The following is a 25,299-nucleotide window of genomic DNA, read 5'->3' as shown; positions in this document are numbered from 1 at the left end:
GGTTCGCTACGCGCCCTGCCCCAGATGCGTCGGCGCGAACATCCGCAGTACCGCAGGGAGTACGACCACCGAAGGGCCCGGGGTCGAGAGGGCTCGGGTCAGGTCGGATTCCAGGGATTCCGGGGTGGTCCGTACGCCCGGGACGCCGAAGGACTCCGACAGGGCGACGTAGTCGGGGCGGGTCAGTTCCGTGGCGGTCGGTTCGCCGAAGGCGTCCGTCATGTATTCACGCAGGATGCCGTAGCCGCCGTCGTCGATGATCAGCCAGGTGACCGGGAGGTCGTGCTGGCGGGCCGTGGCCAGTTCGGCGATGGAGTAGAGGGCGCCGCCGTCGCCGGAGACCGCGAGGACCGGGTGGGTCGGGTCGGCGACCGCCGCGCCCAGGGCCGCCGGGAAGGCGTAGCCGAGGCCGCCCGAGCCCTGGGAGGAGTGCATCAGGTTCGTGCCCCGGGGGTCGAAGCCGCACCAGGCCCAGTAGGACAGGATCGTCATGTCCCAGAAGGACGGGGAGCGGGCCGGCAGCGCGCGGCGGACGGCCGTCAACAGCGACTGCTCCAGGGTGAGTTCCTGGGACGCGATGCGGTCCGAGACGCGGGAGAGCACCTCGCGCACCCGCTCCGCCGCCCCGGGGTCATGCCGCTCCGTCGCCGTCTCCAGCAGCGCCTGGAGCGCCAGGCGGGCGTCCGCGTGGATGCCCAGCGCGGGGTGGTTCGACTCCAGCTTCCCGAGGTCCGCCTCGATCTGGATGACCCGGCCGCGCGGCTTGAACGTGTGGTAGTTCGAGGAGAGTTCACCAAGGCCCGAACCCACGACCAGCAGGACGTCGGCGTCCTCCAGGAAGTCCGTCGTGTGCCGGTCCTCCAGCCAGGACTGGAGGGACAGCGGGTGCGCCCAGGGGAACGCGCCCTTGCCGCCGTACGTCGTGACCACCGGCGCGTCCAGCAGTTCCGCCAGCCGGCGCAGCTTGCCGGAGGCGTCCGAGCGTACGACGCCGCCGCCCGCGATGATCGCCGGGCGGGCCGCGCCCGACAGCAACTCCGCTGCCACCGCCGTCAGTTCGGGGCGGGGGACCAGGTCGTCCGGGGTCGCGTCCATCGCTGTCACCACCGGCAGTGACGTCGGGGCCCCCAGGACGTCCTGGGGGATCTCGACCCACACCGGGCCGTGCGGGGCCGTCAGCGCGGACTTCCAGGCCGCGGCGATCGCCGAGGGGATCTGGGACTGGGTGCGGGCCGTGTGCACCGACTTCACCACGCCCCGGAACGACGCGGCCTGGTCGGGGAGTTCATGGAGATAGCCGTGGCGGCCGCCGCCCAGGCCCGCCGTCGGGATCTGGCTGCTGATGGCGAGCACGGGCGCGGAGGCGGCGGCCGCCTCCTGGAGCGCGGCCAGCGAGGTCAGCGCGCCGGGGCCGGTCGACAGCAGCAGCGGCGCCGCCTCGCCGGTGATCCGGCCGTACGCGTCCGCCGCGAAGCCCGCGTTGTTCTCCACCCGCAGGCCGACATAGCGGAGGGACGACCTGCGCAGGGCGTCGAACACGCCCAGCGCGTGCTGGCCCGGCAGGCCGAAGACGGTCGTCGCGCCCAGCCCGGCCAGGGTCTCCACGACCAGGTCTCCGCCGTTGCGGCCGGGGGGAGGGTTCAGCGCGGCCTCCCGCTGGGCTGCGGTCGGGCGGAGTACCAGGTCGTGGTCGTGCGTCACGTCGGTTACGCGTCCTTCCGGGCCGCCGCGATCTGGCGGGACATGATGGTGGTCAGTTCGTACGCCGTGTGGGAGGCCGCCACGGACGTGATCTCGGCGTGGTCGTAGGCCGGGGCGACCTCGACCACGTCCGCCGAGACCAGGTTGCAGGATGCCAGGCCGCGCAGGATCTCCAGCAGCTCGCGCGAGGTCATGCCACCCGCCTCCGGCGTGCCCGTGCCGGGGGCGTGCGCCGGGTCGAGGCAGTCGATGTCGATGGAGATGTACAGCGGGCGGTCGCCGATGCGCTGGCGGAGCTGGTCGGCGACCTCGTCGGCGCCCCGGCGGTAGACGTCCGCCGAGGTGACGATGCCGAAGCCCATCTTCTCGTCGTCGGTGAGGTCCTGCTTGCCGTACAGCGGGCCGCGGGTGCCCACGTGCGAGAGGGCGGAGGTGTCGAGGATGCCCTCCTCCACCGCGCGGCGGAACGGCGTGCCGTGCGTGTACTCGGCGCCGAAGTACGTGTCCCAGGTGTCCAGGTGGGCGTCGAAGTGCAGCAGTGCGACCGGGCCGTGCTTCTTGGCCACCGAGCGCAGCAGCGGCAGCGCGATGGTGTGGTCGCCGCCCAGGGTCATCAGACGGGCGCCGGTGCCCAGCAGATCGTCCGCCGCGGCCTCGATCGTCTCGACGGCCTCGTTGATGTTGAACGGGTTCACCGCGATGTCGCCGCCGTCCGCGACCTGCACGAGCGCGAAGGGGGACGCGTCCTGCGCGGGGTTGTAGGGGCGCAGCAGCCGGGACGCCTCGCGGATCGCGTTGCCGCCGAAGCGGGCGCCGGGCCGGTAGGAGACACCGGAGTCGAACGGCACGCCCACCACGGCGACATCGGCGGTGCCGACCTCGTCAAGGCGGGGCAGCCGGGCGAAGGTCGCGGGGCCGGCGTACCGGGGGACGCGGGAGGAGTCGACGGGGCCGCGGGGCGTGTCGTTGCTGCTCATTGCGTGTGCCTTCTTTCCTGCGTCCTGACTGCGGCCCGGCCGCGGTCCGACCGCGTCCCGACTGCGGCCCGACCGGCTTCTCGCCGCGATTTCCTGGGATCGACATTAGGTGGCCGGGCAGCCACTACGAAGTGTACGTTTTATCCATACAAGGGACCTGGAGTGGAGGAAGTGCACACCATGGCCGACGCGCGCCCCACGGCACCGGCCGCCCCGGCCGCCGCTCCCGTCCCGCCGACCCCGCCGGTCCCCCTCTCCGCCCTCCTCGCCCGCGACGACCTCGCGCTGCGCCAGCTCGCCGGGCCCACCGGCCCGGATGTCGTCATCCACTGGGCGCACACCTCCGAGATGGCCGACCCCTTCCCCTATCTCCTCGGCGGCGAACTGCTCCTCACGGCCGGGGTCCAGATCCCCGACGCCCCCTCGCCCGACACCTTCTTCGACTCCTACGTCGCCCGGGTCGTCGCGGCGGGCGGTGCCGCCCTCGGCTTCGGGCTCGCCCCGGTGCACGACACGGTGCCGGACGCCCTGGTCACCGCCTGCGCCACCCATGGGCTGCCCCTGCTGGAGGTCCCGCCGGGTACCACCTTCTCGGGGGTGGCCCGCGCGGTGTGGCAGCTGATGGCGCAGGCCCGCCTCGCCGAACTGCGCCGGGTCACCGAGGCCCAGCAGAGCCTCGCCGCGGCCGCGGCCCACGCCGATCCGGTGCCGTCCGTGCTGCGCCGGCTCGCCCAGCGGCTCGGCGGGCACGCGGTGCTCTACGGCCCCGACGGCACCGGGATCGCGGCGGCCGGCCGGGAGCCCGCGCCCGCCGTCACCGAGGCCCTGCGGAAGCTCGCGGCGGTGGTCCGCCCGGCCACCCCGTCCGGACAGGCCGCGTCCGCACAAGCCCCGTCCGGCCAAGCCCAGACCGGCCGCACTCCGCCCGGAAAGGCGCCCACCGCCCCCGCCGGACCCGCCCCCGCCCGGCCCTCCTCCGCCACCGACACCGCCGACGGCGTCCAGCTGTCCGCGTACGCCCTCGGCTCCGGCGAGGGCTTCGTGCTCGGGGTCGCGGCCCAGCGGCGCGAGGGCGGGGACCACACCATCGCCTCCGTGGGCGCGGTGCTGCTGTCCCTGCTGACCGGGGAGCACCACAGCGGGGCCGGGGCCGCCCGCTCCTCCGCGCTGGTACGGCTGCTGCTCGGGGCCGCGCCCCAGGAGGTCGCGCCGCTGCTCGACCCCGGTGACGGCACAAGCGGCGGCACAGGTGATGGCGCAAGCAGCGGCGGCGGCGAGCGGATCGTCGTGCACGCGCGCCCCGAGCGGCAGACCCCGGACACCGTGGCCGCCGCCGCCCTCGGCACCGCCCTGGGCACGCCCCTGGTCGACCTCGACCCCGGCGGGGAGGTCGTACGGCTGCTGGTGCCCGCCGGACGGGAACCCGCCCCGGTGCCCGGCTGGACCCTCGGGGTCAGCGCCCCCGCGGGGCCCGGCGGCTGGCCGGCCGCCGACACCCAGGCGGCCCGCGCCCTGGCCCGCGCCCGCGCCACCCGCGTCCCGCTGGTCCGGCACGGCGCCCGCCCCGGGCTGTCCGAGCTGGTGCCCGAGGCGGCGGCGCGGGCCCATGCCCAGGCCCTGCTCGCACCGCTCGCCGCGCAGCCCGCGCTCGTGGACACCCTGCGCACCTGGCTCTCCCTGCACGGCAGTTGGGACCGCACCGCGGTCGCGCTGGGGGTGCACCGCAACACCGTGCGGCAACGCGTCGCCCGCGGCGCCCTGCTGCTCGGCGCCGACCTGGACGACCCGGACGTACGCATGGAGTTGTGGTTCGCGCTGCGGCACGGCTGACCCCGCGCACCGCCCGGGAGAAGGTGATGCCCGTCCCAGCGGGCGAAACCTCTGGGACGCCCGCGCCGGGCTGCCCCACAATGGATGCCATGCCGATATCCGGGACACCCAGCCGCGCCCAGCTCGTCGACCATCTGGTGAGGACCCGTATCGCGGGGGACGTCGCCACACCTCGCGAGAACAACCTCTCCCACTACCGGCTGCTGGCCAACGGCGACCGCAACTTCTGGCTCGGCCTGGAGCTGGGCGACCGCTGGGCGGACGAGCAGGACGTGCTCGCGGTGATGGCCGAGCGGGTGGGCGTCAACGACGACCCGGAGTACCGGTACGGCCAGGACACCATCGACCCGGAACTGACCGTGGACGGCCTGGACCGGCTCGCGGCGCGGCTGCGCAAGGCGGCCGAGGGGCGCGAGCGGGTGCTGTTCGCGACCGGCCACCCCGGCGGGCTGCTGGATGTGCACCGGGCCACGGCCGCCGCGCTGCGCACCGCCGGCTGCGAGATCGTCGTCATCCCGGACGGGCTCCAGACGGACGAGGGGTACGTCATGCAGTTCGCGGACGTGGCCGTCCTGGAGCACGGCGCGACGCTGTGGCACACCCACTCCGGGGAGCCGATGCGGGCCATCCTCACCGGACTTGAGCAGGCCGGGCGGCCACTGCCGGACCTGGTGGTCGCCGACCACGGCTGGGCCGGGTACGCCGCGCAGCACGGCCTGGACTCGGTCGGCTACGCCGACTGCAACGACCCCGCGCTGTTCCTCGCCGAGTCGGAGGGCACCCTCCAGGTCGCCGTGCCGCTGGACGACCATGTGGTCAGCCCGCGCCACTACGACCCGATGACCGCGTATCTGCTGGCCGCGGCGGGCCTGACCGAGGACTGAACGAGGCCGGTCCGGACGAGGCCCCTCTGAACAAGGCCGGTCCGAACGAGGCCGGGAACAAAGGGATGTGCGGCCCCGCGCGCGGAGCCGCACATCGTGTCACATCGGGTCGGGACTCGGCTCAGCGACCGTGACCTCCGCCGCCGTGGCCTCCACCGCCGTGGCCTCCGCCACCGTGGCCTCCGCCATGACCGCCGTAGCCTCCATGGCCACCGCCGTAGCCACCGTGGCCGCCATAGCCACCGCCGTAGCCACCGTGGCCATAGCCGCCGTAGCCGCCGTAGCCCCAGTCGTCATCGTCGTTGCCCCACCAGCCGCCGTGTCCGCCGCGGCCGTGGTCACCGTGACCACCGTGGCCGCCGCCCCAGTCACTGCTGTAGGAGCTGTGAACGTTGGACGGGCTCGCCGAGGCGGTGCCCGCCGCGCCGATCGCGGCTCCGCCTGCCAGCAGCAGGCCGGTGGCGGACATCGCGACGAGGCGCCGCGTGCGTGTTGCTCGCATGGGAATTACCTTCCATCGTCTCTCGCGGCCCCCCAGGGGGAACACGGCGAGGTGGATGGCCGCCGCCGCGCGGAAAGACGCACGGCGCGGTCTTCGGATGTCACCGCGAGATCAATGTGTGGCACGGTACGTCTGTACGGTCGACGCCTGCGGTCCACCCGGACGCTGGCGCGCCATCAGGTGCCGCGGCTGAGGTCAGAGGTGTCCCGAAACCTCGCCGGCCGCTCATACCGTGCATTCGCGGCTTTCACTCACTGAGCCTAGTACTCCACACGTCAATTGGCACCTCAGGAAGCCGGTCCACGTCCGGGCCGGCGCGGGACGCGGACGACGCCCTCCTGGATGACGGTGATGGCCAGCTGTCCGTCCTGGGTGTATATACGGGCCTGGCCGAGGCCGCGGCCGCCGTGCGCGGAGGGCGACTCCTGGTCGTACAGCAGCCATTCGTCGGCGCGGAAGGGGCGGTGGAACCACATCGCGTGGTCCAGGGAGGCGCCCACCACGTCGCCGACCGCCCAGCCGCCGCGGCCGTGCGCGAGCAGCACGGAGTCGAGCAGCGTCATGTCGGAGACATAGGTGGCGAGGACGACGTGCAGCAGGGGGTCGTCGTCCAGCTTGCCGTTGGTGCGGAACCACACCTGGCTGTGCGGCTCGCGCGGCTCGCCGAAGCGGCCGTACGGCGGCTCGTCCACGTATCTCAGATCGACCGCCTCGCGCGCCTCCAGGAAGCGTTCCACCACGTCGGGCGCGAGATGGCCGTAGCCGCGCAGCCGCTCGTGGGAGGTCGGCAGGGTCGCCGGGTCGGGCGCCGAGGGCATCGGCGCCTGGTGTTCGAGTCCCTCCTCGTACGTCTGGAAGGACGCCGAGAGATGGAAGATCGGCTTGCCGTGCTGGACGGCGACCACGCGGCGGGTGGTGAAGGACCGGCCGTCGCGGATGCGGTCGACGGTGTAGACGATGGGCGCGCCGGGGTCACCGGGGCGCAGGAAGTACGCGTGCAGGGAGTGGGCGGGACGGTCCGCGGGGACCGTGCGCCCGGCGGCGACCAGCGCCTGCGCCGCGACCTGCCCGCCGAAGACACGGGGGACGACGGCGGAGCGGGAGCGGCCGCGGAAGATGTCCTCCTCGATCTGTTCGAGGTCGAGCAGATCGAGGAGGTCCTGGAGTGCCTGGCTCATGGCGATCAGTTGTACCGGGCGGTGATTGCCGGGGCCTTACAGACCCATGTCCTTGGCGATGATCGTCTTCATGATCTCGCTGGTGCCACCGTAGATGCGGTTGACGCGGTTGTCCGCGTACAGGCGGGCGATCGGGTACTCGTTCATGTACCCGTAGCCGCCGTGCAGCTGGAGGCAGCGGTCGATGACGCGGTGCGCGACCTCGGTGCAGAACAGCTTGGCGGAGGCGGCCTCGGCGGGGGTCAGCTCACCGGCGTCCAGGGCCTCGGTCGCGCGGTCGGCGACGGCCTCGGCGGCGTCCACCTCGGCCTGGCAGGAGGCCAGCTCGAACTTGGTGTTCTGGAAGTGCGCGACCGGCTTGCCGAAGACGGTGCGCTCCTGGACGTAACTCTTGGCGAACCGGACGGCGGCCTTGGCCTGGGCGTAGGCGCCGAAGGCGATGCCCCAGCGCTCGGAGGCCAGGTTGTGGCCGAGGTAGTAGAAGCCCTTGTTCTCCTCGCCCAGCAGGTCCTCGACGGGGACCTTGACGTCCACGAAGGCCAGCTCGGCGGTGTCGGAGGTCTTCAGGCCGAGCTTGTCCAGCTTGCGGCCGACGGAGTAGCCCTCGGACTTGGTGTCCACCGCGAACAGGGAGATGCCGTGGCGGCGGTCCTCGGCGGTGGGCGCGGCGGTGCGGGCGCACACGATCACCCGGTCGGCGTGCACACCGCCGGTGATGAAGGTCTTGGCGCCGTTGAGGACGTAGTGGGTGCCGTCCTCGCTGAGCTTGGCGGTGGACTTCATGCCCGCGAGGTCGGAACCGGTGCCCGGCTCCGTCATCGCGATGGCCCACATCTCCTCGCCGGTGACGAACTTCGGCAGGTAGCGCTTCTTCTGCTCGTCCGTGGCCAGCATCTTGATGTACGGCAGGGCGAGCAGCACATGCACGCCGGAGCCGCCGAACTGGACGCCCGCGCGGGCGGTCTCCTCGTAGAGGACGGCCTCGAACTTGTGGCTGTCCAGGCCCGCGCCGCCGAACTCCTCGGGGACGTTGATGCCGAAGATGCCCAGCTCACCGAGCTTGTAGTAGAAGTCGCGGGGCGCCTGGCCCGCCGCGAACCACTCGTCGTACACCGGTACGACCTCGGCCTCGATGAAGGCGCGCAGGGTCTCCCGGAACGCCTCGTGATCCTCGTTGAACACCGTACGGCGCACGCCGTCCACCTCCACGTACCTCGGGCATGCCGGAAAGGGGCATGTCTAAGCGCTTGCTCATCCGAGCGTACCGGCGGGTAGGGAGGGCGTCCAGGGTGAGGTGCGCCACGGATCCGGTGGCACTCCGGTCAGTTGCCCGCTTTGCCGTAGCGCCGGAAGGCGGAGGTGTCCACGCTCCAGGGCCCGAAGGGTACGGAGTCGCCGTAGATGTACGAGTCCTTGCGCATGTAGCGGCCCTTGCACGGGTCGGAGTGGACCTCGATGGTGCCGGTGCGGGGGTCCACGATCAGGTAGTGCGCGATGCCCATGGCGGGGTAGTCGGCCAGCTTCTCGATGTAGTCGTTGGTGGGGTTGGAGGGGGAGACGATCTCCACCACGGCGAGGACCTGGGTCGCGTCGACGGCGAGGCCCTCCTCGTCCAGGACCGCCTCGGGGATGACCATCGCGTCGGGAAGCCGCATGCGGCCGATCGCCGGGTGCTCGATCTCCGGCCCGCTCGCGCAGATGTGGCCGGGATGTGTGGTGCGGAGCTGCTCGTCCAGCTGCATGCAGATGCGGTGGACCGTGCCCGCGTGCCGCTTCGACGGGCGCATCATGGCCAGTATCGGGCCCGACGGTCCGATCTCCACGCTCCAGGCCCCTTCGAGCCGCTCCGCGTAGGCACCCAGCTCCTCGGCGATCGCGCGCATCTTCGCGTACTCCATGACCCGATCCTAGTGGCCCACGTCACTCTCCCGCCGCCGCGAACGCCCCCCGCGCCATCCGGTGCAGCAGCGCCGACATCGCCCCCCGGCCGGGGAGGGTGCCCGCGCGGCCCAGGTGGGGGGTGGAGTTGAGGAGGCCGAAGACCGAGTGGACGGCGGAGCGGGCGGTCGGCTCGGTCAGCGCCGGGTAGACCTCGCGGACCACGCCCACCCACAGCTCGACGTACTGCCGCTGGAGCTGGCGCACCAGCTTGCGGTCGCTGTCGCGCAGCCGGTCCAGCTCGCGGTCGTGCAGGGTGATCAGCGGCCGGTCGTCCAGGGCGAAGTCGATATGGCCCTCGATCAGGGAGTCCAGGACCGCGGTGGCGCAGGCGTCCCCGTCGGCCTCCGCGAGCCGCCGCCTGGCCCCGGTGAGCAGCTGGCCGCTGATGCCGACCAGGAGCTCGGCGAGCATCGCGTCCTTGCCGGGGAAGTGCCGGTAGAGGCCGGGGCCGCTGATGCCGACGGCCGCTCCTATCTCGTCCACGCCGACGCCGTGGAAGCCGCGCTCGGCGAAGAGGCGGGCGGCCTCCTTGAGGATCTGCTCGCGGCGGGTCGGGGCGTCGGTTCTGGCCATGAAGACGATTCTAGACAGCACGGTTAGCGGTCGTTAACCTGAAGGAAATGGTTAACGCTCATTAACCGGTTCGAGCACCGGGTGAGGGGACCGCAGGATGCAGGAGGCACCGGAACTCCGGAGCGCGGCCGAGCCCGCGTCGGAGGCCTGGCGGGCCAATGAAGGGGCCCATCTCGCGCTGGTCGAGGAGCTGCGCGGCAAGCTCGCCGCGGCGGCGCTCGGCGGCGGGGAGCGGGCGCGGGCCCGGCACACCGCGCGCGGCAAGCTGCTGCCGAGGGACAGGGTCGACACACTCCTCGATCCGGGCTCACCGTTCCTGGAGCTGGCCCCGCTCGCGGCCGACGGGCTGTACGAAGGGCAGGCGCCGGCCGCCGGTGTGATCGCCGGGATCGGCCGGGTCAGCGGGCGCGAGTGCGTGATCGTCGCCAATGACGCGACCGTCAAGGGCGGCACGTACTACCCGATGACGGTGAAGAAGCATCTGCGCGCCCAGGAGGTGGCCCTCGACAACCGGCTGCCCTGCGTCTACCTGGTCGACTCGGGCGGCGCCTTCCTGCCGATGCAGGACGAGGTCTTCCCGGACCGCGAGCACTTCGGGCGGATCTTCTACAACCAGGCCCGGATGTCCGGCGCGGGCATCCCGCAGATCGCGGCCGTCCTCGGCTCCTGCACGGCGGGCGGCGCGTACGTCCCGGCGATGAGCGACGAAGCGGTCATCGTCCGCAATCAGGGCACCATCTTCCTGGGCGGCCCCCCGCTGGTGAAGGCGGCCACCGGTGAGGTGGTCACGGCGGAGGAGCTGGGCGGCGGCGAGGTCCACTCCCGGATCTCCGGCGTCACCGACCACCTCGCGGAGGACGACGCGCACGCCCTGCGCATCGTCCGGAACATCGTCGCCACCCTCCCGGCCCGGCAGTCGCCGCCCTGGGAGGTCACCGCGGCGATCGAGCCGAAGGTGGACCCGGCCGGGCTGTACGGCGCGGTGCCGGTCGACTCCCGTACGCCGTACGACGTCCGGGAGATCATCGCCCGCGTGGTCGACGGCTCCCGGTTCGCCGAGTTCAAGAGCGAGTACGGCCAGACGCTGATCACCGGTTTCGCGCGCATCCACGGGCACCCGGTCGGGATCGTCGCCAACAACGGCATCCTGTTCGCCGAGTCCGCGCAGAAGGGCGCGCACTTCATCGAGCTGTGCGACCAGCGCGGCATCCCGCTGGTGTTCCTCCAGAACATCTCCGGCTTCATGGTCGGCAAGGACTACGAGGCGGGCGGCATCGCCAAGCACGGCGCCAAGATGGTGACCGCGGTGGCCTGCACCCGGGTGCCCAAGCTGACGGTCGTGGTCGGCGGTTCGTACGGCGCGGGCAACTACTCGATGTGCGGCCGGGCCTACTCCCCCCGCTTCCTGTGGATGTGGCCCAACGCCAAGATCTCCGTCATGGGCGGCGAGCAGGCCGCCAGCGTCCTCGCCACGGTCAAGCGCGACCAGCTGGAGGGCCGCGGCGAGAGCTGGTCCGCCGAGGACGAGGAGACGTTCAAGGCGCCGATCCGCGCGCAGTACGAGACCCAGGGCAACGCCTACTACGCGACCGCCCGGCTGTGGGACGACGGCGTGATCGACCCGATGGAGACCCGTCAGGTGCTCGGACTCGCCCTGACGGCCTGCGCCAACGCGCCACTGGGAGAGCCCCAGTTCGGCGTCTTCCGGATGTGAGGAGGGGAATCGTGTTCGACACAGTGCTGGTCGCCAACCGGGGCGAGATCGCGGTACGCGTCATCCGTACGCTCCGCGAGCTGGGCGTGCGCTCGGTGGCGGTCTTCTCCGACGCCGACGCGGGAGCGCGGCACGTCCGGGAGGCCGACACGGCGGTCCGGATCGGCCCGCCGCCCGCGGCCGAGAGCTATCTGTCGGTGGAGCGGCTGCTGGAGGCCGCGGCCCGCACCGGCGCGCAGGCCGTCCACCCGGGCTACGGCTTCCTCGCCGAGAACGCCGCCTTCGCGCGGGCCTGCGAGGAGGCGGGCCTGGTCTTCATCGGCCCCTCGGCCGACGCCATCGCGCTGATGGGCGACAAGATCCGCGCCAAGGAGACGGTGGCGGCCGCCGGAGTGCCGGTGGTCCCCGGCGGCCGTGACCCCGAACTCGCCGAGGCCGCCCGCACCTTGGGCCCGCCGGTGCTGCTGAAGCCGTCGGCCGGCGGTGGCGGCAAGGGCATGCGCCTGGTGCGGGACCTCGCCGTCCTGGACGAGGAGATCGCCGCCGCCCGCCGCGAGGCCCGCGTCTCCTTCGGCGACGACACCCTGCTGGTGGAGCGGTGGATCGACCGCCCCCGGCACATCGAGATCCAGGTGCTGGCCGACGGCCACGGCAATGTCGTGCACCTCGGCGAGCGCGAGTGCTCGCTGCAGCGGCGCCACCAGAAGATCATCGAGGAGGCGCCCAGCGTCCTCCTGGACGAGGCCACGCGCGCGGCGATGGGCGAGGCGGCCGTGCAGGCGGCCCGCTCCTGCGGCTACCGCGGCGCGGGCACCGTGGAGTTCATCGTGCCGGGCGGCGACCCCTCCCAGTACTACTTCATGGAGATGAACACCCGGCTCCAGGTCGAGCACCCCGTCACCGAGCTGGTGACCGGCCTCGACCTGGTCGAGTGGCAGCTGCGGGTGGCCGCGGGCGAGCCGCTGGGCTTCGCCCAGGACGACGTGACGCTGACCGGGCACGCCGTCGAGGCCCGTATCTGCGCCGAGGACCCGGCCCGCGGCTTCCTGCCCTCCGGCGGCACCGTCCTGCTGCTGGACGAGCCGGGGGGCGACGGCGTGCGCACCGACTCCGGGCTCAGCGAGGGCACCGAGGTCGGCAGCCTGTACGACCCGATGCTCTCCAAGGTGATCGCGTACGGCCCCGACCGCGCGACCGCGCTGCGCAGGCTCCGGGCGGCGCTCGCGGGGACGGTCACGCTGGGCGTGCAGACGAACGCGGGCTTCCTGCGCCGGCTGCTCGGCCATCCGGCCGTGGTGGCGGGCGAGCTGGACACCGGCCTGGTGGAGCGGGCCGTGGACGACCTGGTCACCACGGACGTACCGGAGGAGGTGTACGAGGCGGCGGCGGCCGTACGACTGGAGGCGCTGAAGCCCACCGGCGAGGGCTGGACCGACCCCTTCTCGGTGCCGAACGGCTGGCGGCTCGGCGGCACCCCGAAGCCGCCCGCCTTCCATCTGAAGGCCCAGGACCCGGTGACGTACACCCCGCGCGGCACCGCCACCGTCACCGGCGACACGGTCGCGGTCACCCTCGACGGGCTGCGGCACACCTTCCGCCGCGCCGGTGACTGGCTCGGCCGGGACGGCGACGCCTGGCAGGTGCGCGACCACGACCCGGTGGCCGACTCGCTGTCTCAGGCGGCGCACGCGGGCGCCGACTCGCTGACCGCCCCGATGCCCGGCACCGTGACCGTCGTCAAGGTCGCCGTCGGGGACGAAGTGGCCGCCGGGCAGAGCCTGCTGGTGGTGGAGGCGATGAAGATGGAGCACGTCGTCTCCGCCCCGCACGCGGGCACCGTCGCCGAGCTGGACGTCACGCCGGGCAGCACGGTCGCCATGGACCAGGTGCTGGCCGTCATCGCGCCGAAGGAGGAGACGGAGTGAGCGCCGAGCGGCTGCCCATGGTCGTACCGGCCTCGGACCTGCCCGCCCGGGTGCGGATCCACGAGGTCGGCGCGCGCGACGGGCTGCAGAACGAGAAGGGTGCCGTACCGACCGAGGTGAAGGCGGAGTTCATCCGCCGCCTCGCCGAGGCGGGCCTGACCACGATCGAGGCGACGAGCTTCGTGCACCCCAAGTGGGTGCCCCAACTCGCCGACGCGGAGGAGCTGTTCCCACGGGTCCGCGAGCTGCCCGGGGTGGAGCTGCCGGTCCTGGTGCCCAACCAGCGCGGCCTGGAGCGGGCGCTGGCCCTCGGCGCCGACCGGATCGCGGTGTTCGCCAGCGCCACCGAGTCCTTCGCCAAGGCCAACCTCAACCGCACGGTGGACGAGTCCCTCGCGGTGTTCGAGCCGGTGGTGCGCGGGGCCAAGGACGCGGGCGCGTGGGTGCGCGGCTATGTCTCCATGTGCTTCGGCGACCCGTGGGAAGGCGCGGTCCCGCTGCATCAGGTGGCCCGCGTCTGCACCGCGCTGCGGAACATGGGCTGCGACGAGCTGAGCCTCGGCGACACCATCGGCGTGGCCACCCCCGGACATGTCCAGGAACTCCTGAATTTGCTCAACGAGGAGGGCGTGCCGACCAACGAGATCGGCGTGCACTTCCACGACACCTACGGCCAGGCGCTCGCGAACACCTACGCGGCCCTGGAGCACGGCGTGACGACGGTCGACGCGTCCGCCGGCGGGCTCGGCGGCTGCCCGTACGCCAAGTCCGCCACCGGCAACCTCGCCACCGAGGACCTGGTCTGGATGCTGCACGGCCTCGGCATCGAGACCGGCGTCGACCTCGGCCGGCTGACCGCCACCAGCGTGTGGATGGCCGCCCATCTGGACCGGCCCAGCCCCTCGCGCACCGTCCGCGCTCTCTCCCACAAGGACCAGTGATCAGCATGGACCACCGCCTCAGCCCCGAGCTGGAGGAACTCCGCCGTACGGTGGAGGAGTTCGCGCACGATGTCGTGGCGCCGAAGATCGGCGACTTCTACGAGCGGCACGAGTTCCCGTACGAGATCGTCCGCGAGATGGGCCGGATGGGTCTGTTCGGGCTGCCGTTCCCGGAGGAGTACGGCGGCATGGGCGGCAACTACCTGGCGCTCGGCATCGCCCTGGAGGAGCTGGCCCGGGTGGACTCCTCGGTGGCGATCACCCTGGAGGCCGGTGTCTCGCTCGGCGCGATGCCCATTTACCTCTTCGGCACCGAGGAGCAGAAGCGCGAGTGGCTGCCCCGGCTGTGCTCGGGCGAGATGCTCGGCGGCTTCGGTCTGACCGAGCCGGACTGCGGCTCGGACGCGGGCGGCACCCGTACGACGGCCCGCCTGGACCCCGACACCGACGAATGGGTGATCAACGGCTCCAAGTGCTTCATCACCAACTCGGGTACGGACATCACCGGGCTGGTCACGGTCACCGCGGTCACCGGCCGCAAGCCCGACGGCAAGCCGCTGATCTCCTCGATCCTCGTGCCGTCCGGCACCCCGGGCTTCACGGTCGCGGCGCCGTACTCCAAGGTGGGCTGGAACGCCTCGGACACCCGTGAACTCTCCTTCGTGGACGTCCGCGTGCCCGCCGCCAACCTGGTCGGCCAGGAGGGCCGGGGCTACGCCCAGTTCCTGCGCATCCTGGACGAGGGCCGCATCGCCATCGCCGCGCTGGCGACGGGTCTGGCGCAGGGCTGTGTGGACGAGTCGGTGAAGTACGCCAAGGAGCGGCACGCCTTCGGCCGGCCGATCGGCGCCAACCAGGCGATCCAGTTCAAGATCGCCGACATGGAGATGAAGGCGTACACGGCGCGGCTCGCCTGGCGTGACGCGGCCTACCGGCTGGTCGCAGGTGAGCCCTTCAAGAAGGAGGCGGCGATGGCGAAGCTGTACTCCTCCACGATCGCCGTCGACAACGCCCGCGAGGCCACCCAGGTCCACGGCGGCTACGGCTTCATGAACGAGTACCCGGTGGCCCGTATGTGGCGCGACTCCAAGATCCTGGAGATCGGCGAGGGCACGAGCGAGGTGCAGCGGATGCTGATCGCACGGGAGTTGGGGCTGGCGGGCTGAGCCTGCCGGGGCAGCGGTCGAGGGGGCGTGTCCACGTGGGCACGCCCCCTCGCTTTCCTGTGCCACGGGCCGGTTACGGCGTGGTGCAGTACGCGTACGCCGTGACCGTGCCGGGCAGCAGCCCGGTCGGACCGGTGGCCGTCACGTCCCGCTGGCCGGGGTTCGTGTCATCGGCCTTCGAGGCGGTGACCTGGATCAGGTCGGACGACAGCGCGTACCCGCCGCTGAGCAGCTGAGTACCCGCCGGGCAGGTCGCCGTCACGGTGACGGACCCGAGGAGCGGCGTGACGGTCTCGGGGTCGCCGACGACGGTCTGGGTGACCGCAGTCGTTCAGCAGGTTGCGGCCACCGGCGCATACGTACGGCTTGTGGGCGTCGGCGTCCGTATTCGCCGTGCCCGCGGCGGCGGTCCCCGCGAACACGGACGCGGTCAGCAGCACACCCCCCCTGCCGCGCCCCACCCGGCACGCAGGCCAGAGCGACGCCCGCGCGGCGAGGACTCCGGCCGGGCCCGCCGTCAGGGCGCGGACTCCCACAGCTCGACCCCCGCCGCGACCCACTCCCGTACCGCGCGCCGCTCGTCGGGGGTCCAGTCGCCGCACTCCCCCACGAACAACTTCTCGTACGCACCGTCATGCACCGCGCCCTGCCGGGGCAGCCGATGACCCTCACCGAGCCCGCGCGCCAGGTCCTCGAAGAAGTTCCACGCCTCCAGCACCGCCCCCGCGGGCACCCGCCGACGCACCGGGTCCGCCAGCCAGCGCTGCACCCGGACGAGTTCCAGCGTCCCGACCCCGGACGCGGCCACCCTCCAGCCCTGCCGCCCCGCGAACACCCGCGCCTGCCGCCCCGTCGCGAACACCGGCACCCGACGGCGCCCGCCCTCCCCCACCGCCACCACCCGATCGAGCTCGTCCCCCCGCCCCCCGACCCAGAGCACCACCCCACTGCGCCCGGCCCCCCGCACCCGATACGCGTAGAGCCTCCCGCCCCCGGCCACTCCCATGAACCCCGCCTCTCCCGAGCACCCCCCACAGTCAACGCAGTTGAGCGATCGACGGCAAAGGCGTTCCGCGCCGCGTGGAGCACCCGCCTGCGGGAACCCGTACCACCCCCTGGACGGAGGGAAAGGTTAGGCTAACCTAAGCCTCGCACTTGTCCGGCGGGCGCTGCGCCCCGTTCGAAAGCGGTCCTCTCCATGTCCCATGCCCGTGCCATCCACCTCTCCCGCCGCGGCCTGCTCGCCGCGGGCGGCGCCGTAGGGCTCGGCGTCGCGCTCGCGGCCTGCGGGGACGACAAGGGCAAAGCCAAGGACGGCGGCAGCGGGTCGACCGCGGCGAAGTCGGGTCCCTGGTCGTTCAAGGACGACCGCGGCAAGACCGTGAAGCTCGACAAGGTCCCCGCGAACATCGTCGCCTTCACCGGCGTCGGCGCCGCGCTCTACGACTACGGCGTCCAGGTCAAGGGCGTCTTCGGCCCGACCACGACCACGGGCGGCAAGCCCGACGTCCAGGCCGGCGACATGGACGTCAGCAAGGTGACCGTCCTCGGCAACGCCTGGGGCCAGTTCAACGTCGAGAAGTACGCCGCCCTCGCCCCCGACGTGCTGATCACCACGATGTTCGACGACGCCGGCACCCTCTGGTACGTCCCCGAGCAGTCCACCAAGCAGATCGCCGAACTCGCGCCCAGCGTCGGCATCTCCGTGTACGACCGTCAGCTCACCCAGCCGCTCCAGCGGATGTGGGACCTCGCCGAGTCGCTCGGCGCGGACATGAAGGCCGCCAAGGTCACCGACGCGAAGAAGCGGTTCGAGGCGGCCGCCGCCCGGCTGCGGGCCGCCGCCAAGGCCAAGCCGCACCTCAAGGTGATGGCCGGCAGCGCGAGCGACCAGCTCTTCTACGTCTCGGGCACGCACCTGTCCATCGACCTGGAGTACTTCAAGGCCCTCGGCGTGAACTTCGTGGAGCCGCCGGAGAGCGCGAAGAAGCAGGGCGGCGGCTGGTACGAGTCGCTGAGCTGGGAGAACGTCGACAAGTACCAGGCCGACATCATCATGATGGACGACCGCTCCTCGGCGATCCAGCCCAAGGACATCACCAAGCCGACCTGGAAGAAGCTGCCGGCGGTCAAGGCGGGACAGGTCATCGGCCGCTCCCCCGAGCCGATCCTGTCGTACGACAAGTGCGTCCCGCTGCTGACGAGCCTCGCGGAGGCTCTGGAGAAGGCGAAGAAGGTCAGCTAGAGCAGCCCCCACCCCTTCCGACAGGAGCCCCCATGGCCACGGCCGCCGTCGAACCCTTCACGCTGTTCTCCCTCCAGGTCGCACGCACCCGACGGCTCGGGCCCTCCCTGGTGCGGGTCACCTTCGACGGGGCCGAGCTGAAGGGCTTCCACTCCGACGGACGCGATCAGTCCCTCTCCCTGTTCCTGCCGCACCCCGGGCAGACGGAGCCCGTCGTGCCGCTCGACCTGGGAGAGGCGTGGTGGCAGGAGTACCGCGAACTCCCGGAGGACGTACGGGCCGTGATGCGCTCGTACACCCTGCGGGAGCTGCGGCGCGAGCCGGACGAGATCGACATCGACTTCGCCCTGCACGGGGTCGAACCCGGCGCCGCCGCCCCCGCGGGGCCCGCCTCCCAGTGGGCCGCGCGGGCCGTCCCCGGCGACCGGGTACTGGTCCTCGGGCCGGTGCTCGCCGACAACCGGGCCATCCGGTTCCGCCCGCCCGCGGACACCGACCTCGTGGTGATGTGGGGCGACGAGACCGCCGTACCCGCCGCGACCGCGATCCTCGAATCCCTCCCGGCGGGCACCCGGGTGCGCGCCTGGCTCCAGGTGCCGCACGCCGGTGACATCCAGGACGTGCGCACGGACGCCGACGCGGAGATCACCTGGCTGGTGCGCGGCGAGGGCGCCCCCGAACCGCTCGCCGCCCTCCAGAGCGCTCAACTCCCCGACACGGCACACCCGTACGTCTGGATCTCCGGCGAGTCCGGGCAGGTGAAGGCGCTGCGGCGGCACTTCGTCAGAGACCGCGGGGTCGACCGGCGCAGGGTGACCTTCGTCGGGTACTGGCGGCGCGGACTGACCGAGGAACAGCTCCGGGCGACCGGCGAATAGCCGCCCCCGCCTCACCCTCGCCCCGCCCACTTCCGCCCCTTTGCCCCCTTCCCCCCACCCTTGGGCACACGTGTGCCTCGACCCAAAGAACTTAGGTTAGGCTAACCTAAGTTCCATCCCCCACGGACTTCCCCCCGGAGGACCCCCCATGCGCTCCCACCTGCTCAATGGCCTTACCGCGGAGCACTACCGCCGTTCCGTGACCGAAGGAGTCGAGCGGGTGGCGGCCAAACTCGCCGCCACCGAGCGCCCGTTCACCGGCGTCACCGCGGACGAACTGTCCCCCCGCGTCGACGCCATCGACCTCGACCGCCCGCTCGGCGACACCGCCGCCGTCCTCGACGAGCTGGAGGACGTCTATCTGAAGGACGCGGTCTACTTCCACCACCCGCGCTACCTCGCCCACCTCAACTGCCCGGTCGTCATCCCGGCCCTGCTCGGCGAGGCAGTGCTCTCCGCGGTCAACTCCTCGCTGGACACCTGGGACCAGTCGGCCGGCGGCACGCTCATCGAGCGCAAGCTGATCGACTGGACGACCGCGCGGATCGGCCTCGGCCCCGCCGCCGACGGCGTGTTCACCTCCGGCGGCAGCCAGTCCAACCTCCAGGCGCTGCTGCTGGCCCGCGAGGAGGCCAAGAGCGAGGACTCCGCGAAACTGCGGATCTTCGCCTCCGAGGCCGGCCACTTCAGCGTGCAGAAGTCGGCGAAACTGCTCGGGCTCGGCCCCGACGCGGTCGTCACCGTCCCCGTCGACCGCGACAAGCGGATGCAAACCGTCGCGCTGGCCCGTGAGCTGGAGCGTTGCCGCGCCGAGGGCCTGGTGCCCATGGCGGTCGTCGCCACCGCCGGGACCACCGACTTCGGCTCCATCGACCCGCTGCCCGAGATCGCCGAGCTGTGCGACCGCCACGGCGCCTGGATGCATGTGGACGCGGCCTACGGCTGCGGGCTGCTCGCCTCGCGCAAGTACCGGCACCGCATCGACGGCATCGAGCGCGCCGACTCGGTCACCGTGGACTACCACAAGTCCTTCTTCCAGCCGGTGAGTTCGTCCGCCGTGCTGGTGCGCGACGGGGCCACGCTGCGGCACGCCACCTATCACGCGGAGTACCTCAACCCGCGCCGGGCGGTGCACGAGCGCATCCCCAACCAGGTCGACAAGTCCCTCCAGACCACCCGCCGCTTCGACGCCCTCAAGCTGTGGCTGACGCTGCGCGTCATGGGCGCCGACGGCATCGGTGAACTCTTCGACGAGGTCTGCGACCTGGCCGTCCAGGGCTGGCATCTGCTCGCCGCCGACCCGCGCTACGACGTCGTGGTCGAGCCGTCCCTGTCCACCCTCGTCTTCCGCTACATACCGGCCGCCGTCACCGACCCGGCCGAGATCGACCGCGCCAACCTCCATGCCCGCAAAGCCCTGTTCGCCTCCGGCGACGCCGTGGTCGCGGGCACCAAGGTGGGCGGCCGCCACTACCTGAAGTTCACCCTGCTCAACCCCGAGACGACGCCGTCCGACATCGCCGCCGTCCTCGATCTCATCGCCGGCCACGCCGAGCAGTACCTGGGAGAGTCCCTTGACCGCGCTTCCTGAATCCAGCCGCATCCACGACCTCGTGGGGATCGGGCTCGGCCCCTTCAACCTCGGCCTCGCCTGCCTGAGCGAGCCGATCGCCGAACTGGACGCCGTCTTCCTGGAGTCGAAGCCCGACTTCGAGTGGCACGCCGGGATGTTCCTGGACGGCGCCCACCTCCAGACCCCGTTCATGTCGGACCTGGTCACCCTCGCCGACCCCACCTCGCCGTACTCCTTCCTCAACTACCTGAAGGAGAAGGGCCGGCTGTACTCCTTCTACATCCGGGAGAACTTCTACCCGCTGCGGGTGGAGTACGACGACTACTGCCGCTGGGCCGCCGGCAAGCTGAGCTGCGTCCGCTTCGGCACCACCGTCACCGAGGTGTCGTACGAGGACGATCTGTACGTGGTGCGGACCGAGGCCGGTGACACGATCCGCGCCCGGCACCTCGTGCTCGGCACGGGCACGGTGCCCTACCTCCCCGAGTCCTGCCGGGATTTGGGCGGGGACCTCCTGCACACCTCCCAGTACATGCACCGCAAGGAAGAGCTGCAGGGAAAGAAGTCCATCACGGTCGTCGGCAGCGGGCAGAGCGCGGCCGAGATCTACTACGAGCTGCTGTCCGAGATCGACGTCCACGGCTACCAGCTCAACTGGGTCACCCGCTCCCCGCGGTTCTTCCCGCTGGAGTACACCAAGCTGACCCTGGAGATGACCTCCCCGGACTACATCGACTACTTCCGCGCGCTGCCCGAGGAGACCCGCTACCGGCTGGAGAAGCAGCAGAAGGGTCTGTTCAAGGGCATCAACTCGGAACTCATCGACGCGATCTTCGACCTGCTCTACCAGAAGAACGTGACGAGCGGGGACCGGCCGGTGCCCACCCGGCTGCTCACCAACTCCTCGCTGCACAGCGCCCGTCACGAGGACGGGGCGTACACCCTCGGCTTCCGCCAGGACGAGCAGGGCAAGGACTTCGAGATCCGCACCGAGGGCCTGGTGCTGGCCACCGGCTACCACTACGCGCCCCCGGCCTTCCTCGCCCCGCTGCGCGAGCGGCTGCGCTTCGACGGCCACGGCCGCTTCGACGTCGCCCGCAACTACGCCATCGACGTCACCGGGCGCGGTGTCTTCCTGCAGAACGCCGGCGTCCACACCCACAGCATCACCAGCCCCGACCTGGGCATGGGCCCCTACCGCAACGCGAGCATCATCCGCGAGGTGCTCGGCAGCGAGTACTACCCGGTCGAGAAGTCCATCGCCTTCCAGGAGTTCGCCGTATGACCGACCTGACCTTCACCTTCCGGCCCGTCGACCCGCTCGCGGACGCCGAGCTGCTGCACTCCTGGATCACCCACCCGAAGGCCGCCTTCTGGATGATGCAGGACGCGAAACTGGAGGACATAGAGCGGGCGTACATGGAGATAGCCGCCGACGAGCACCAGCAGGCACTGCTCGGGCTCCGGGACGGCGCCCCCGCCTTCCTGGTGGAGCGGTACGACCCCGTCCACCGGGAACTGGTCGGCCTCTACGAGCCGCAGCCGGGCGATGTCGGGATGCACTTCCTGACCCCCGCGACCGACACCCCCGAGCACGGGTTCACCAAGGCCGTCATCACCGCCGTCATGGCCCACCTCTTCGAGGACCCGGCCGTGGAGCGCGTCGTCGTGGAGCCGGATGTCCGCAACAAGGCGGTGCACGCGCTGAACACGGCCGTCGGCTTCGTGGCCGAGCGCGAGATACAGAAGCCGGAGAAGGAAGCCCTGCTGAGCTTCTGCACCCGCGAGCAGTTCACCAAGGCGGTGTCCGCATGACCCCCGCCGAGTCCGTGGCCCATCTGTCCCCCGAGCGCTGGGCGCAGGCCAACCGGCTGCTGATCCGCAAGGCGCTCGCCGAGTTCGCGCACGAGCGCCTGATCACCCCCGAGGCGGACGGCGAGGGCTATGCCGTCCGCAGCGACGACGGGCTCACCGCCTACCGGTTCACCGCCGTGCGCCGCGCCCTCGACCACTGGGAGGTCGACGCCGGCTCGATCACCCGGCACCGCGACGGCGCCGAACTCCCGCTCGCCGCACTGGACTTCTTCATCGAGCTGAAGGAGTCGCTGGGTCTGAGCGACGCCATCCTGCCCGTGTACCTGGAGGAGATCTCCTCCACCCTCTCCGGCACCTGCTACAAGCTCGCCAAGCACCAGCTCACCTCGGCCGAGCTGGCGTCGAGCGGCTTCCAGGCGATCGAGACCGGGATGACCGAGGGCCACCCCTGCTTCGTCGCGAACAACGGGCGGCTCGGCTTCGGGGTCCACGAGTACCTGTCGTACGCCCCGGAGACCGCGCACCCGGTCCGGCTGGTGTGGCTGGCCGCGCACCGCTCCCGCGCCGCCTTCACCGCGGGCACCGGCATCGAGTACGAGGGCTTCGTCCGGGCCGAGTTGGGCGAGGAGACCGTCGAGCGGTTCGGGCGGACGCTGACCGCCCAGGGCCTCGACCCGGCCGACTACCTCCTCATCCCCGTCCACCCCTGGCAGTGGTGGAACAAGCTGTCCGTCACCTTCGCGGCGGAAGTGGCCCGCAGGCATCTCGTGCCGCTCGGCGAGGGCGACGACGAATACCTCGCCCAGCAGTCCATCCGGACCTTCTTCAACACCAGCGCCCCGCACAAGCACTATGTGAAGACGGCCCTGTCCGTCCTCAACATGGGCTTCATGCGCGGTCTTTCGGCCGCCTACATGGAGGCCACCCCCGCCATCAACGACTGGCTCGCCCAGCTGATCGAGAACGACCCGGTGCTCAAGGGCAGCGGTCTGACGATCATCCGCGAGCGGGCCGCCGTCGGCTACCGGCATCTGGAGTACGAGCAGGCCACCGACCGCTACTCCCCCTACCGCAAGATGCTGGCCGCGCTGTGGCGGGAGAGCCCGGTGCCCTCCCTCGCGGACGGCGAGACGCTCGCCACCATGGCCTCCCTGCTCCATGTCGACCACGAGGGCGCGTCCTTCGCGGCCGTCCTGATCGAGCGGTCGGGGCTCGCGCCCGCCGAGTGGCTGCGCCGGTACCTGCGGGCGTACTACACCCCGCTGCTGCACAGCCTCTACGCCTACGACCTGGCGTTCATGCCGCACGGCGAGAACACCATCCTGGTGCTGCGGGACGGGGTCGTGCAGCGGGCCGTCTACAAGGACATCGCCGAGGAGATCGTGGTGATGGACCCGGACGCCGTGCTGCCGCCGGAGGTCGCCCGGATCCGGGCCGACATCCCCGAGGACCAGAAGCTGCTGTCGATCTTCACCGACGTCTTCGACTGCTTCTTCCGCTTCCTCGCCGCGAACCTCGCCGCCGAGGGCGTCCTCACCGAGGACGAGTTCTGGGGGACGGTCGCGGAGATCTCCCGCGAGTACCAGGAGGCGAACCCCCAGCTCGCCGACCGGTTCGCGCAGTACGACCTCTTCGCGCCCGAGTTCGCGCTGTCCTGCCTCAACCGGCTCCAGCTGCGCGACAACCGGCAGATGGTGGACCTCTCGGATCCCTCCGGGGCGCTCCAGCTGGTGGGCACGCTGCGCAATCCGCTGGCCGGTCGCTGACGGCGGACACCGACGGACGGGCGCCCCGGAGTACGGTCCTCCGGGGCGCCCGTTCACCTTCTTCTCAGCCGCTGGGCCAGGGCACCTGCGGCGAGTGGTAGTAGCCGATGCCGAGGGCGTCCCAGCGCGGGCCCTGGGCGGCCAGCCGTACCTTGTAGGTGTTCCAGTCGTGGGTGGCGGCGGGCGACCAGCCCAGCTCGGCCGCGCCGGGCAGCCGCGGGAACGCCATGTAGTCGATGTCGGCCGAGGTCTTCAGCGTCTCCGACCACAGGGGCGCCTCCACCCCCCGCACCGCCGACGCGGGCACGCCCGCCAGATAGGCGCCCGGGTCCCAGTCGTACGACCGCTGGACCTCCACCAGCCCGGCCCAGGACAGCCCGAGCGCGGTGTCCTTGGTGTACTTCATGTCGAGGTAGACCCGGTCGGCCGGGGACAGGATCAGCCCCGTGCCGTTGCGGGCGGCCTGTGCGACCTGCTCCTTCTCGGCCGCGCTGGTGCTGTCCAGCCCCCAGTACTGGGCGAGCGCGCCCTTCGCGGGGTGGGCACCGGTGAGCTGATGCCAGCCGGTGATCTTCTTGCCGTACTTGGCGACGATCGGCTGTACGCGGTCCATGAAGGTCACATAGTCGGCATGGCTGGTGGAGTGCGCCTCGTCGCCGCCGATGTGCAGATAGCGGCCCGGGGTGAGCGCGGCCAGCTCCTTGATGACGTCGTCCACGAAGGTGTACGTGACGTCCTTGGACACGCACAGCGAGCTGAAGCCGACCTCGGTGCCCGTGTAGCGCGGGGGTGCCACGCCGTCGCAGTTGAGCTTCGCGTAGGAGGCGAGGGCCGCGTTGGTGTGGCCGGGCATGTCGATCTCGGGCACGACCTCCACATAGCGGGCGGCCGCGTAGGAGACGAGGTGCCGGTACTCGGCCTGGGTGTAGAAGCCGCCCTTGCCCCCGCCGACCTCGCTCCCCCCACCGTAACTCGCCAGTCTGGGCCAGGAGTTGATGGCGATGCGCCAGCCCTGGTCGTCGCTGAGGTGCAGATGCAGCTCATTGACCTTGTACAGCGCGAGTTCGTCGATGTACCGCTCCACCTGGGCGACGCTGAAGAAGTGCCGGGAGACGTCCAGCATGGCGCCCCGGTAGGCGTAGCGCGGGCGGTCCTCGACGGTGCCGCCCGCGATCTGCCAGCTCTGCCGCTGGACCGTCCTCTTCTCGACAGCTGCCGGGAGGAGTTGGCGCAGCGTCTGCACGCCGTGGAAGAGGCCGGCCGGGGCGCTCGCGGTGAGCGTGACACCGGTGGGGCCGCTGCGCAGCCGGTAGCCCTCGGCGCCGTAGTCCCCCTTCTCCAGATGCAGCCGGATGCCCCCGCCGCCGTGCTCGGTGAGCGGCAGCGGATAACCGGTGGAGGGCCGCAGGATGCCGGCGAGATAGGCGCCGACCCGCCGGACCTCGGCCGAGCCGTCCACGCGGACGGCGGTGGCACGGGTGATGCGGTACGGCGCTCCGCCCGGGGTGACGGAGGCGGGCGCCGGGACCACCTGGTTCAAGGGGGTGACGGGGGCCTTGGGCGGGGCGGGCGCGGCGCCGAGGGTGAAGACACCGGCCGCCGCCACGAGCAGCAGTGAACCAAGGACGCGGGCGGTTCGGGGAGTCGTACGGTCGTTCCGTGTCACATGCGCTCCCTTCGAATCTGGTCG

General features: G+C 71.7%; 22 protein-coding genes. 12 read left to right on the top strand and 10 right to left on the bottom strand.

What is annotated here, in order from left to right:
* Positions 1-6: 6 nt before the first annotated feature.
* Together AB0N90_RS11305 and speB are read right to left on the bottom strand one after the other, a co-directional pair.
* Positions 7-1,701 (bottom strand): thiamine pyrophosphate-binding protein, encoded by a 1,695-nt coding sequence (locus AB0N90_RS11305; RefSeq protein WP_365195072.1) that lies wholly within the window; start codon positions 1,699-1,701, stop codon positions 7-9.
* 5 nt (positions 1,702-1,706) lie between these two features.
* Positions 1,707-2,678, bottom strand: coding sequence for an agmatinase (gene speB / locus AB0N90_RS11300; protein ID WP_365195069.1), 972 nt, complete (start codon positions 2,676-2,678; stop codon positions 1,707-1,709).
* 180 nt (positions 2,679-2,858) lie between these two features.
* Between speB and AB0N90_RS11295 the strand changes: the two genes are divergently transcribed.
* The gene (locus AB0N90_RS11295; RefSeq protein ID WP_365195068.1) at positions 2,859-4,508 is read left to right on the top strand and encodes a PucR family transcriptional regulator ligand-binding domain-containing protein; all 1,650 of its coding nucleotides are present in this window, start codon (positions 2,859-2,861) and stop codon (positions 4,506-4,508) included.
* Between the two features lie 89 nt (positions 4,509-4,597).
* Positions 4,598-5,392 (top strand): phosphatase, encoded by a 795-nt coding sequence (locus AB0N90_RS11290; protein ID WP_361668402.1) that lies wholly within the window; start codon positions 4,598-4,600, stop codon positions 5,390-5,392.
* Positions 5,393-5,491: 99 nt separating this feature from the next.
* Here the strand turns inward: AB0N90_RS11290 and AB0N90_RS11285 are convergent, their stop codons facing one another.
* The 5 genes from AB0N90_RS11285 to AB0N90_RS11265 form a co-directional block, all read right to left on the bottom strand.
* Positions 5,492-5,629 carry a hypothetical protein gene (locus AB0N90_RS11285; protein ID WP_365195066.1) on the bottom strand — a complete coding sequence of 46 codons (138 nt, stop codon included), beginning with the start codon at positions 5,627-5,629 and terminating at the stop codon, positions 5,492-5,494.
* Positions 5,630-6,181: 552 nt separating this feature from the next.
* Positions 6,182-7,072 (bottom strand): acyl-CoA thioesterase II, encoded by an 891-nt coding sequence (gene tesB / locus AB0N90_RS11280; RefSeq protein ID WP_361668407.1) that lies wholly within the window; start codon positions 7,070-7,072, stop codon positions 6,182-6,184.
* A 36-nt stretch (positions 7,073-7,108) separates the two neighbouring features.
* Positions 7,109-8,266, bottom strand: coding sequence for an acyl-CoA dehydrogenase family protein (locus AB0N90_RS11275; protein WP_256640941.1), 1,158 nt, complete (start codon positions 8,264-8,266; stop codon positions 7,109-7,111).
* 128 nt (positions 8,267-8,394) lie between these two features.
* Positions 8,395-8,970 (bottom strand): Uma2 family endonuclease, encoded by a 576-nt coding sequence (locus AB0N90_RS11270; protein WP_365195062.1) that lies wholly within the window; start codon positions 8,968-8,970, stop codon positions 8,395-8,397.
* Positions 8,971-8,992: 22 nt separating this feature from the next.
* Positions 8,993-9,586 (bottom strand): TetR/AcrR family transcriptional regulator, encoded by a 594-nt coding sequence (locus AB0N90_RS11265; protein WP_365195061.1) that lies wholly within the window; start codon positions 9,584-9,586, stop codon positions 8,993-8,995.
* 97 nt (positions 9,587-9,683) lie between these two features.
* Here AB0N90_RS11265 and AB0N90_RS11260 point away from each other — a divergent pair, with 97 nt between their 5' ends.
* From AB0N90_RS11260 to AB0N90_RS11245, 4 genes are read left to right on the top strand one after another with little or no spacing between them, the layout of a single operon-like run.
* Entirely contained in the window at positions 9,684-11,300 is a 1,617-nt protein-coding gene (locus AB0N90_RS11260; protein WP_365195059.1) for a carboxyl transferase domain-containing protein, read from the top strand.
* 11 nt (positions 11,301-11,311) lie between these two features.
* Positions 11,312-13,225, top strand: a complete 1,914-nt coding sequence (locus tag AB0N90_RS11255) for a biotin carboxylase N-terminal domain-containing protein (protein ID WP_365195057.1) — start codon at positions 11,312-11,314, stop codon at positions 13,223-13,225.
* Positions 13,226-13,242: 17 nt separating this feature from the next.
* A complete protein-coding gene (locus tag AB0N90_RS11250) occupies positions 13,243-14,166 on the top strand; it encodes a hydroxymethylglutaryl-CoA lyase (protein WP_365195781.1) in 924 nt (307 codons plus the stop codon).
* Between the two features lie 5 nt (positions 14,167-14,171).
* Positions 14,172-15,332 carry an acyl-CoA dehydrogenase family protein gene (locus AB0N90_RS11245; protein WP_365195054.1) on the top strand — a complete coding sequence of 387 codons (1,161 nt, stop codon included), beginning with the start codon at positions 14,172-14,174 and terminating at the stop codon, positions 15,330-15,332.
* Positions 15,333-15,405: 73 nt separating this feature from the next.
* Here the strand turns inward: AB0N90_RS11245 and AB0N90_RS11240 are convergent, their stop codons facing one another.
* Entirely contained in the window at positions 15,406-15,594 is a 189-nt protein-coding gene (locus AB0N90_RS11240; RefSeq protein WP_365195051.1) for a hypothetical protein, read from the bottom strand.
* Positions 15,595-15,849: 255 nt separating this feature from the next.
* Positions 15,850-16,230: a hypothetical protein gene (locus tag AB0N90_RS11235; protein WP_365195049.1), complete on the bottom strand. Its 381-nt coding sequence runs from the start codon at positions 16,228-16,230 to the stop codon at positions 15,850-15,852.
* Between the two features lie 300 nt (positions 16,231-16,530).
* Here AB0N90_RS11235 and AB0N90_RS11230 point away from each other — a divergent pair, with 300 nt between their 5' ends.
* The 6 genes from AB0N90_RS11230 (at position 16,531) to AB0N90_RS11205 (ending at position 23,609) form a co-directional block, all read left to right on the top strand.
* Positions 16,531-17,577: an ABC transporter substrate-binding protein gene (locus AB0N90_RS11230; RefSeq protein WP_361668427.1), complete on the top strand. Its 1,047-nt coding sequence runs from the start codon at positions 16,531-16,533 to the stop codon at positions 17,575-17,577.
* Between the two features lie 32 nt (positions 17,578-17,609).
* A complete protein-coding gene (locus AB0N90_RS11225) occupies positions 17,610-18,455 on the top strand; it encodes a siderophore-interacting protein (protein ID WP_365195047.1) in 846 nt (281 codons plus the stop codon).
* Between the two features lie 148 nt (positions 18,456-18,603).
* The gene (gene desA, locus AB0N90_RS11220) at positions 18,604-20,046 is read left to right on the top strand and encodes a lysine decarboxylase DesA (RefSeq protein ID WP_365195044.1); all 1,443 of its coding nucleotides are present in this window, start codon (positions 18,604-18,606) and stop codon (positions 20,044-20,046) included.
* A complete protein-coding gene (locus AB0N90_RS11215) occupies positions 20,030-21,313 on the top strand; it encodes a lysine N(6)-hydroxylase/L-ornithine N(5)-oxygenase family protein (RefSeq protein ID WP_365195042.1) in 1,284 nt (427 codons plus the stop codon). Before desA ends, AB0N90_RS11215 begins: the two co-directional genes overlap by 17 nt.
* A complete protein-coding gene (locus AB0N90_RS11210; protein WP_365195039.1) occupies positions 21,310-21,843 on the top strand; it encodes a GNAT family N-acetyltransferase in 534 nt (177 codons plus the stop codon). Before AB0N90_RS11215 ends, AB0N90_RS11210 begins: the two co-directional genes overlap by 4 nt.
* Positions 21,840-23,609 carry an IucA/IucC family siderophore biosynthesis protein gene (locus tag AB0N90_RS11205; protein WP_365195037.1) on the top strand — a complete coding sequence of 590 codons (1,770 nt, stop codon included), beginning with the start codon at positions 21,840-21,842 and terminating at the stop codon, positions 23,607-23,609. Before AB0N90_RS11210 ends, AB0N90_RS11205 begins: the two co-directional genes overlap by 4 nt.
* Before the next feature lie 64 nt (positions 23,610-23,673).
* Here the strand turns inward: AB0N90_RS11205 and AB0N90_RS11200 are convergent, their stop codons facing one another.
* The gene (locus AB0N90_RS11200; RefSeq protein ID WP_365195034.1) at positions 23,674-25,275 is read right to left on the bottom strand and encodes a beta-N-acetylhexosaminidase; all 1,602 of its coding nucleotides are present in this window, start codon (positions 25,273-25,275) and stop codon (positions 23,674-23,676) included.
* Between the last annotated feature and the right edge of the window lie 24 nt (positions 25,276-25,299).

Origin of the sequence: Streptomyces sp. NPDC093018, from assembly GCF_040684035.1 — a bacterium.
Taxonomy (GTDB): domain Bacteria; phylum Actinomycetota; class Actinomycetes; order Streptomycetales; family Streptomycetaceae; genus Streptomyces; species Streptomyces murinus.
This window is presented reverse-complemented; position numbering and strand designations above follow the sequence as displayed.

Coding starts and splice junctions, on each gene's coding strand:
- desA (WP_365195044.1), top strand. CDS start 18,604: ATGCGCTCCCACCTGCTCAATGGCCTTACCGCGGAGCACTACCGCCGT.
- AB0N90_RS11225 (WP_365195047.1), top strand. CDS start 17,610: ATGGCCACGGCCGCCGTCGAACCCTTCACGCTGTTCTCCCTCCAGGTC.
- tesB (WP_361668407.1), bottom strand. CDS start 7,072: ATGAGCCAGGCACTCCAGGACCTCCTCGATCTGCTCGACCTCGAACAG.
- AB0N90_RS11295 (WP_365195068.1), top strand. CDS start 2,859: ATGGCCGACGCGCGCCCCACGGCACCGGCCGCCCCGGCCGCCGCTCCC.
- AB0N90_RS11285 (WP_365195066.1), bottom strand. CDS start 5,629: ATGGCGGCCACGGTGGCTACGGCGGTGGCCATGGAGGCTACGGCGGTC.
- AB0N90_RS11230 (WP_361668427.1), top strand. CDS start 16,531: ATGTCCCATGCCCGTGCCATCCACCTCTCCCGCCGCGGCCTGCTCGCC.
- AB0N90_RS11245 (WP_365195054.1), top strand. CDS start 14,172: ATGGACCACCGCCTCAGCCCCGAGCTGGAGGAACTCCGCCGTACGGTG.
- speB (WP_365195069.1), bottom strand. CDS start 2,678: ATGAGCAGCAACGACACGCCCCGCGGCCCCGTCGACTCCTCCCGCGTC.
- AB0N90_RS11270 (WP_365195062.1), bottom strand. CDS start 8,970: ATGGAGTACGCGAAGATGCGCGCGATCGCCGAGGAGCTGGGTGCCTAC.
- AB0N90_RS11250 (WP_365195781.1), top strand. CDS start 13,243: ATGGTCGTACCGGCCTCGGACCTGCCCGCCCGGGTGCGGATCCACGAG.
- AB0N90_RS11260 (WP_365195059.1), top strand. CDS start 9,684: ATGCAGGAGGCACCGGAACTCCGGAGCGCGGCCGAGCCCGCGTCGGAG.
- AB0N90_RS11290 (WP_361668402.1), top strand. CDS start 4,598: ATGCCGATATCCGGGACACCCAGCCGCGCCCAGCTCGTCGACCATCTG.
- AB0N90_RS11205 (WP_365195037.1), top strand. CDS start 21,840: ATGACCCCCGCCGAGTCCGTGGCCCATCTGTCCCCCGAGCGCTGGGCG.
- AB0N90_RS11210 (WP_365195039.1), top strand. CDS start 21,310: ATGACCGACCTGACCTTCACCTTCCGGCCCGTCGACCCGCTCGCGGAC.
- AB0N90_RS11265 (WP_365195061.1), bottom strand. CDS start 9,586: ATGGCCAGAACCGACGCCCCGACCCGCCGCGAGCAGATCCTCAAGGAG.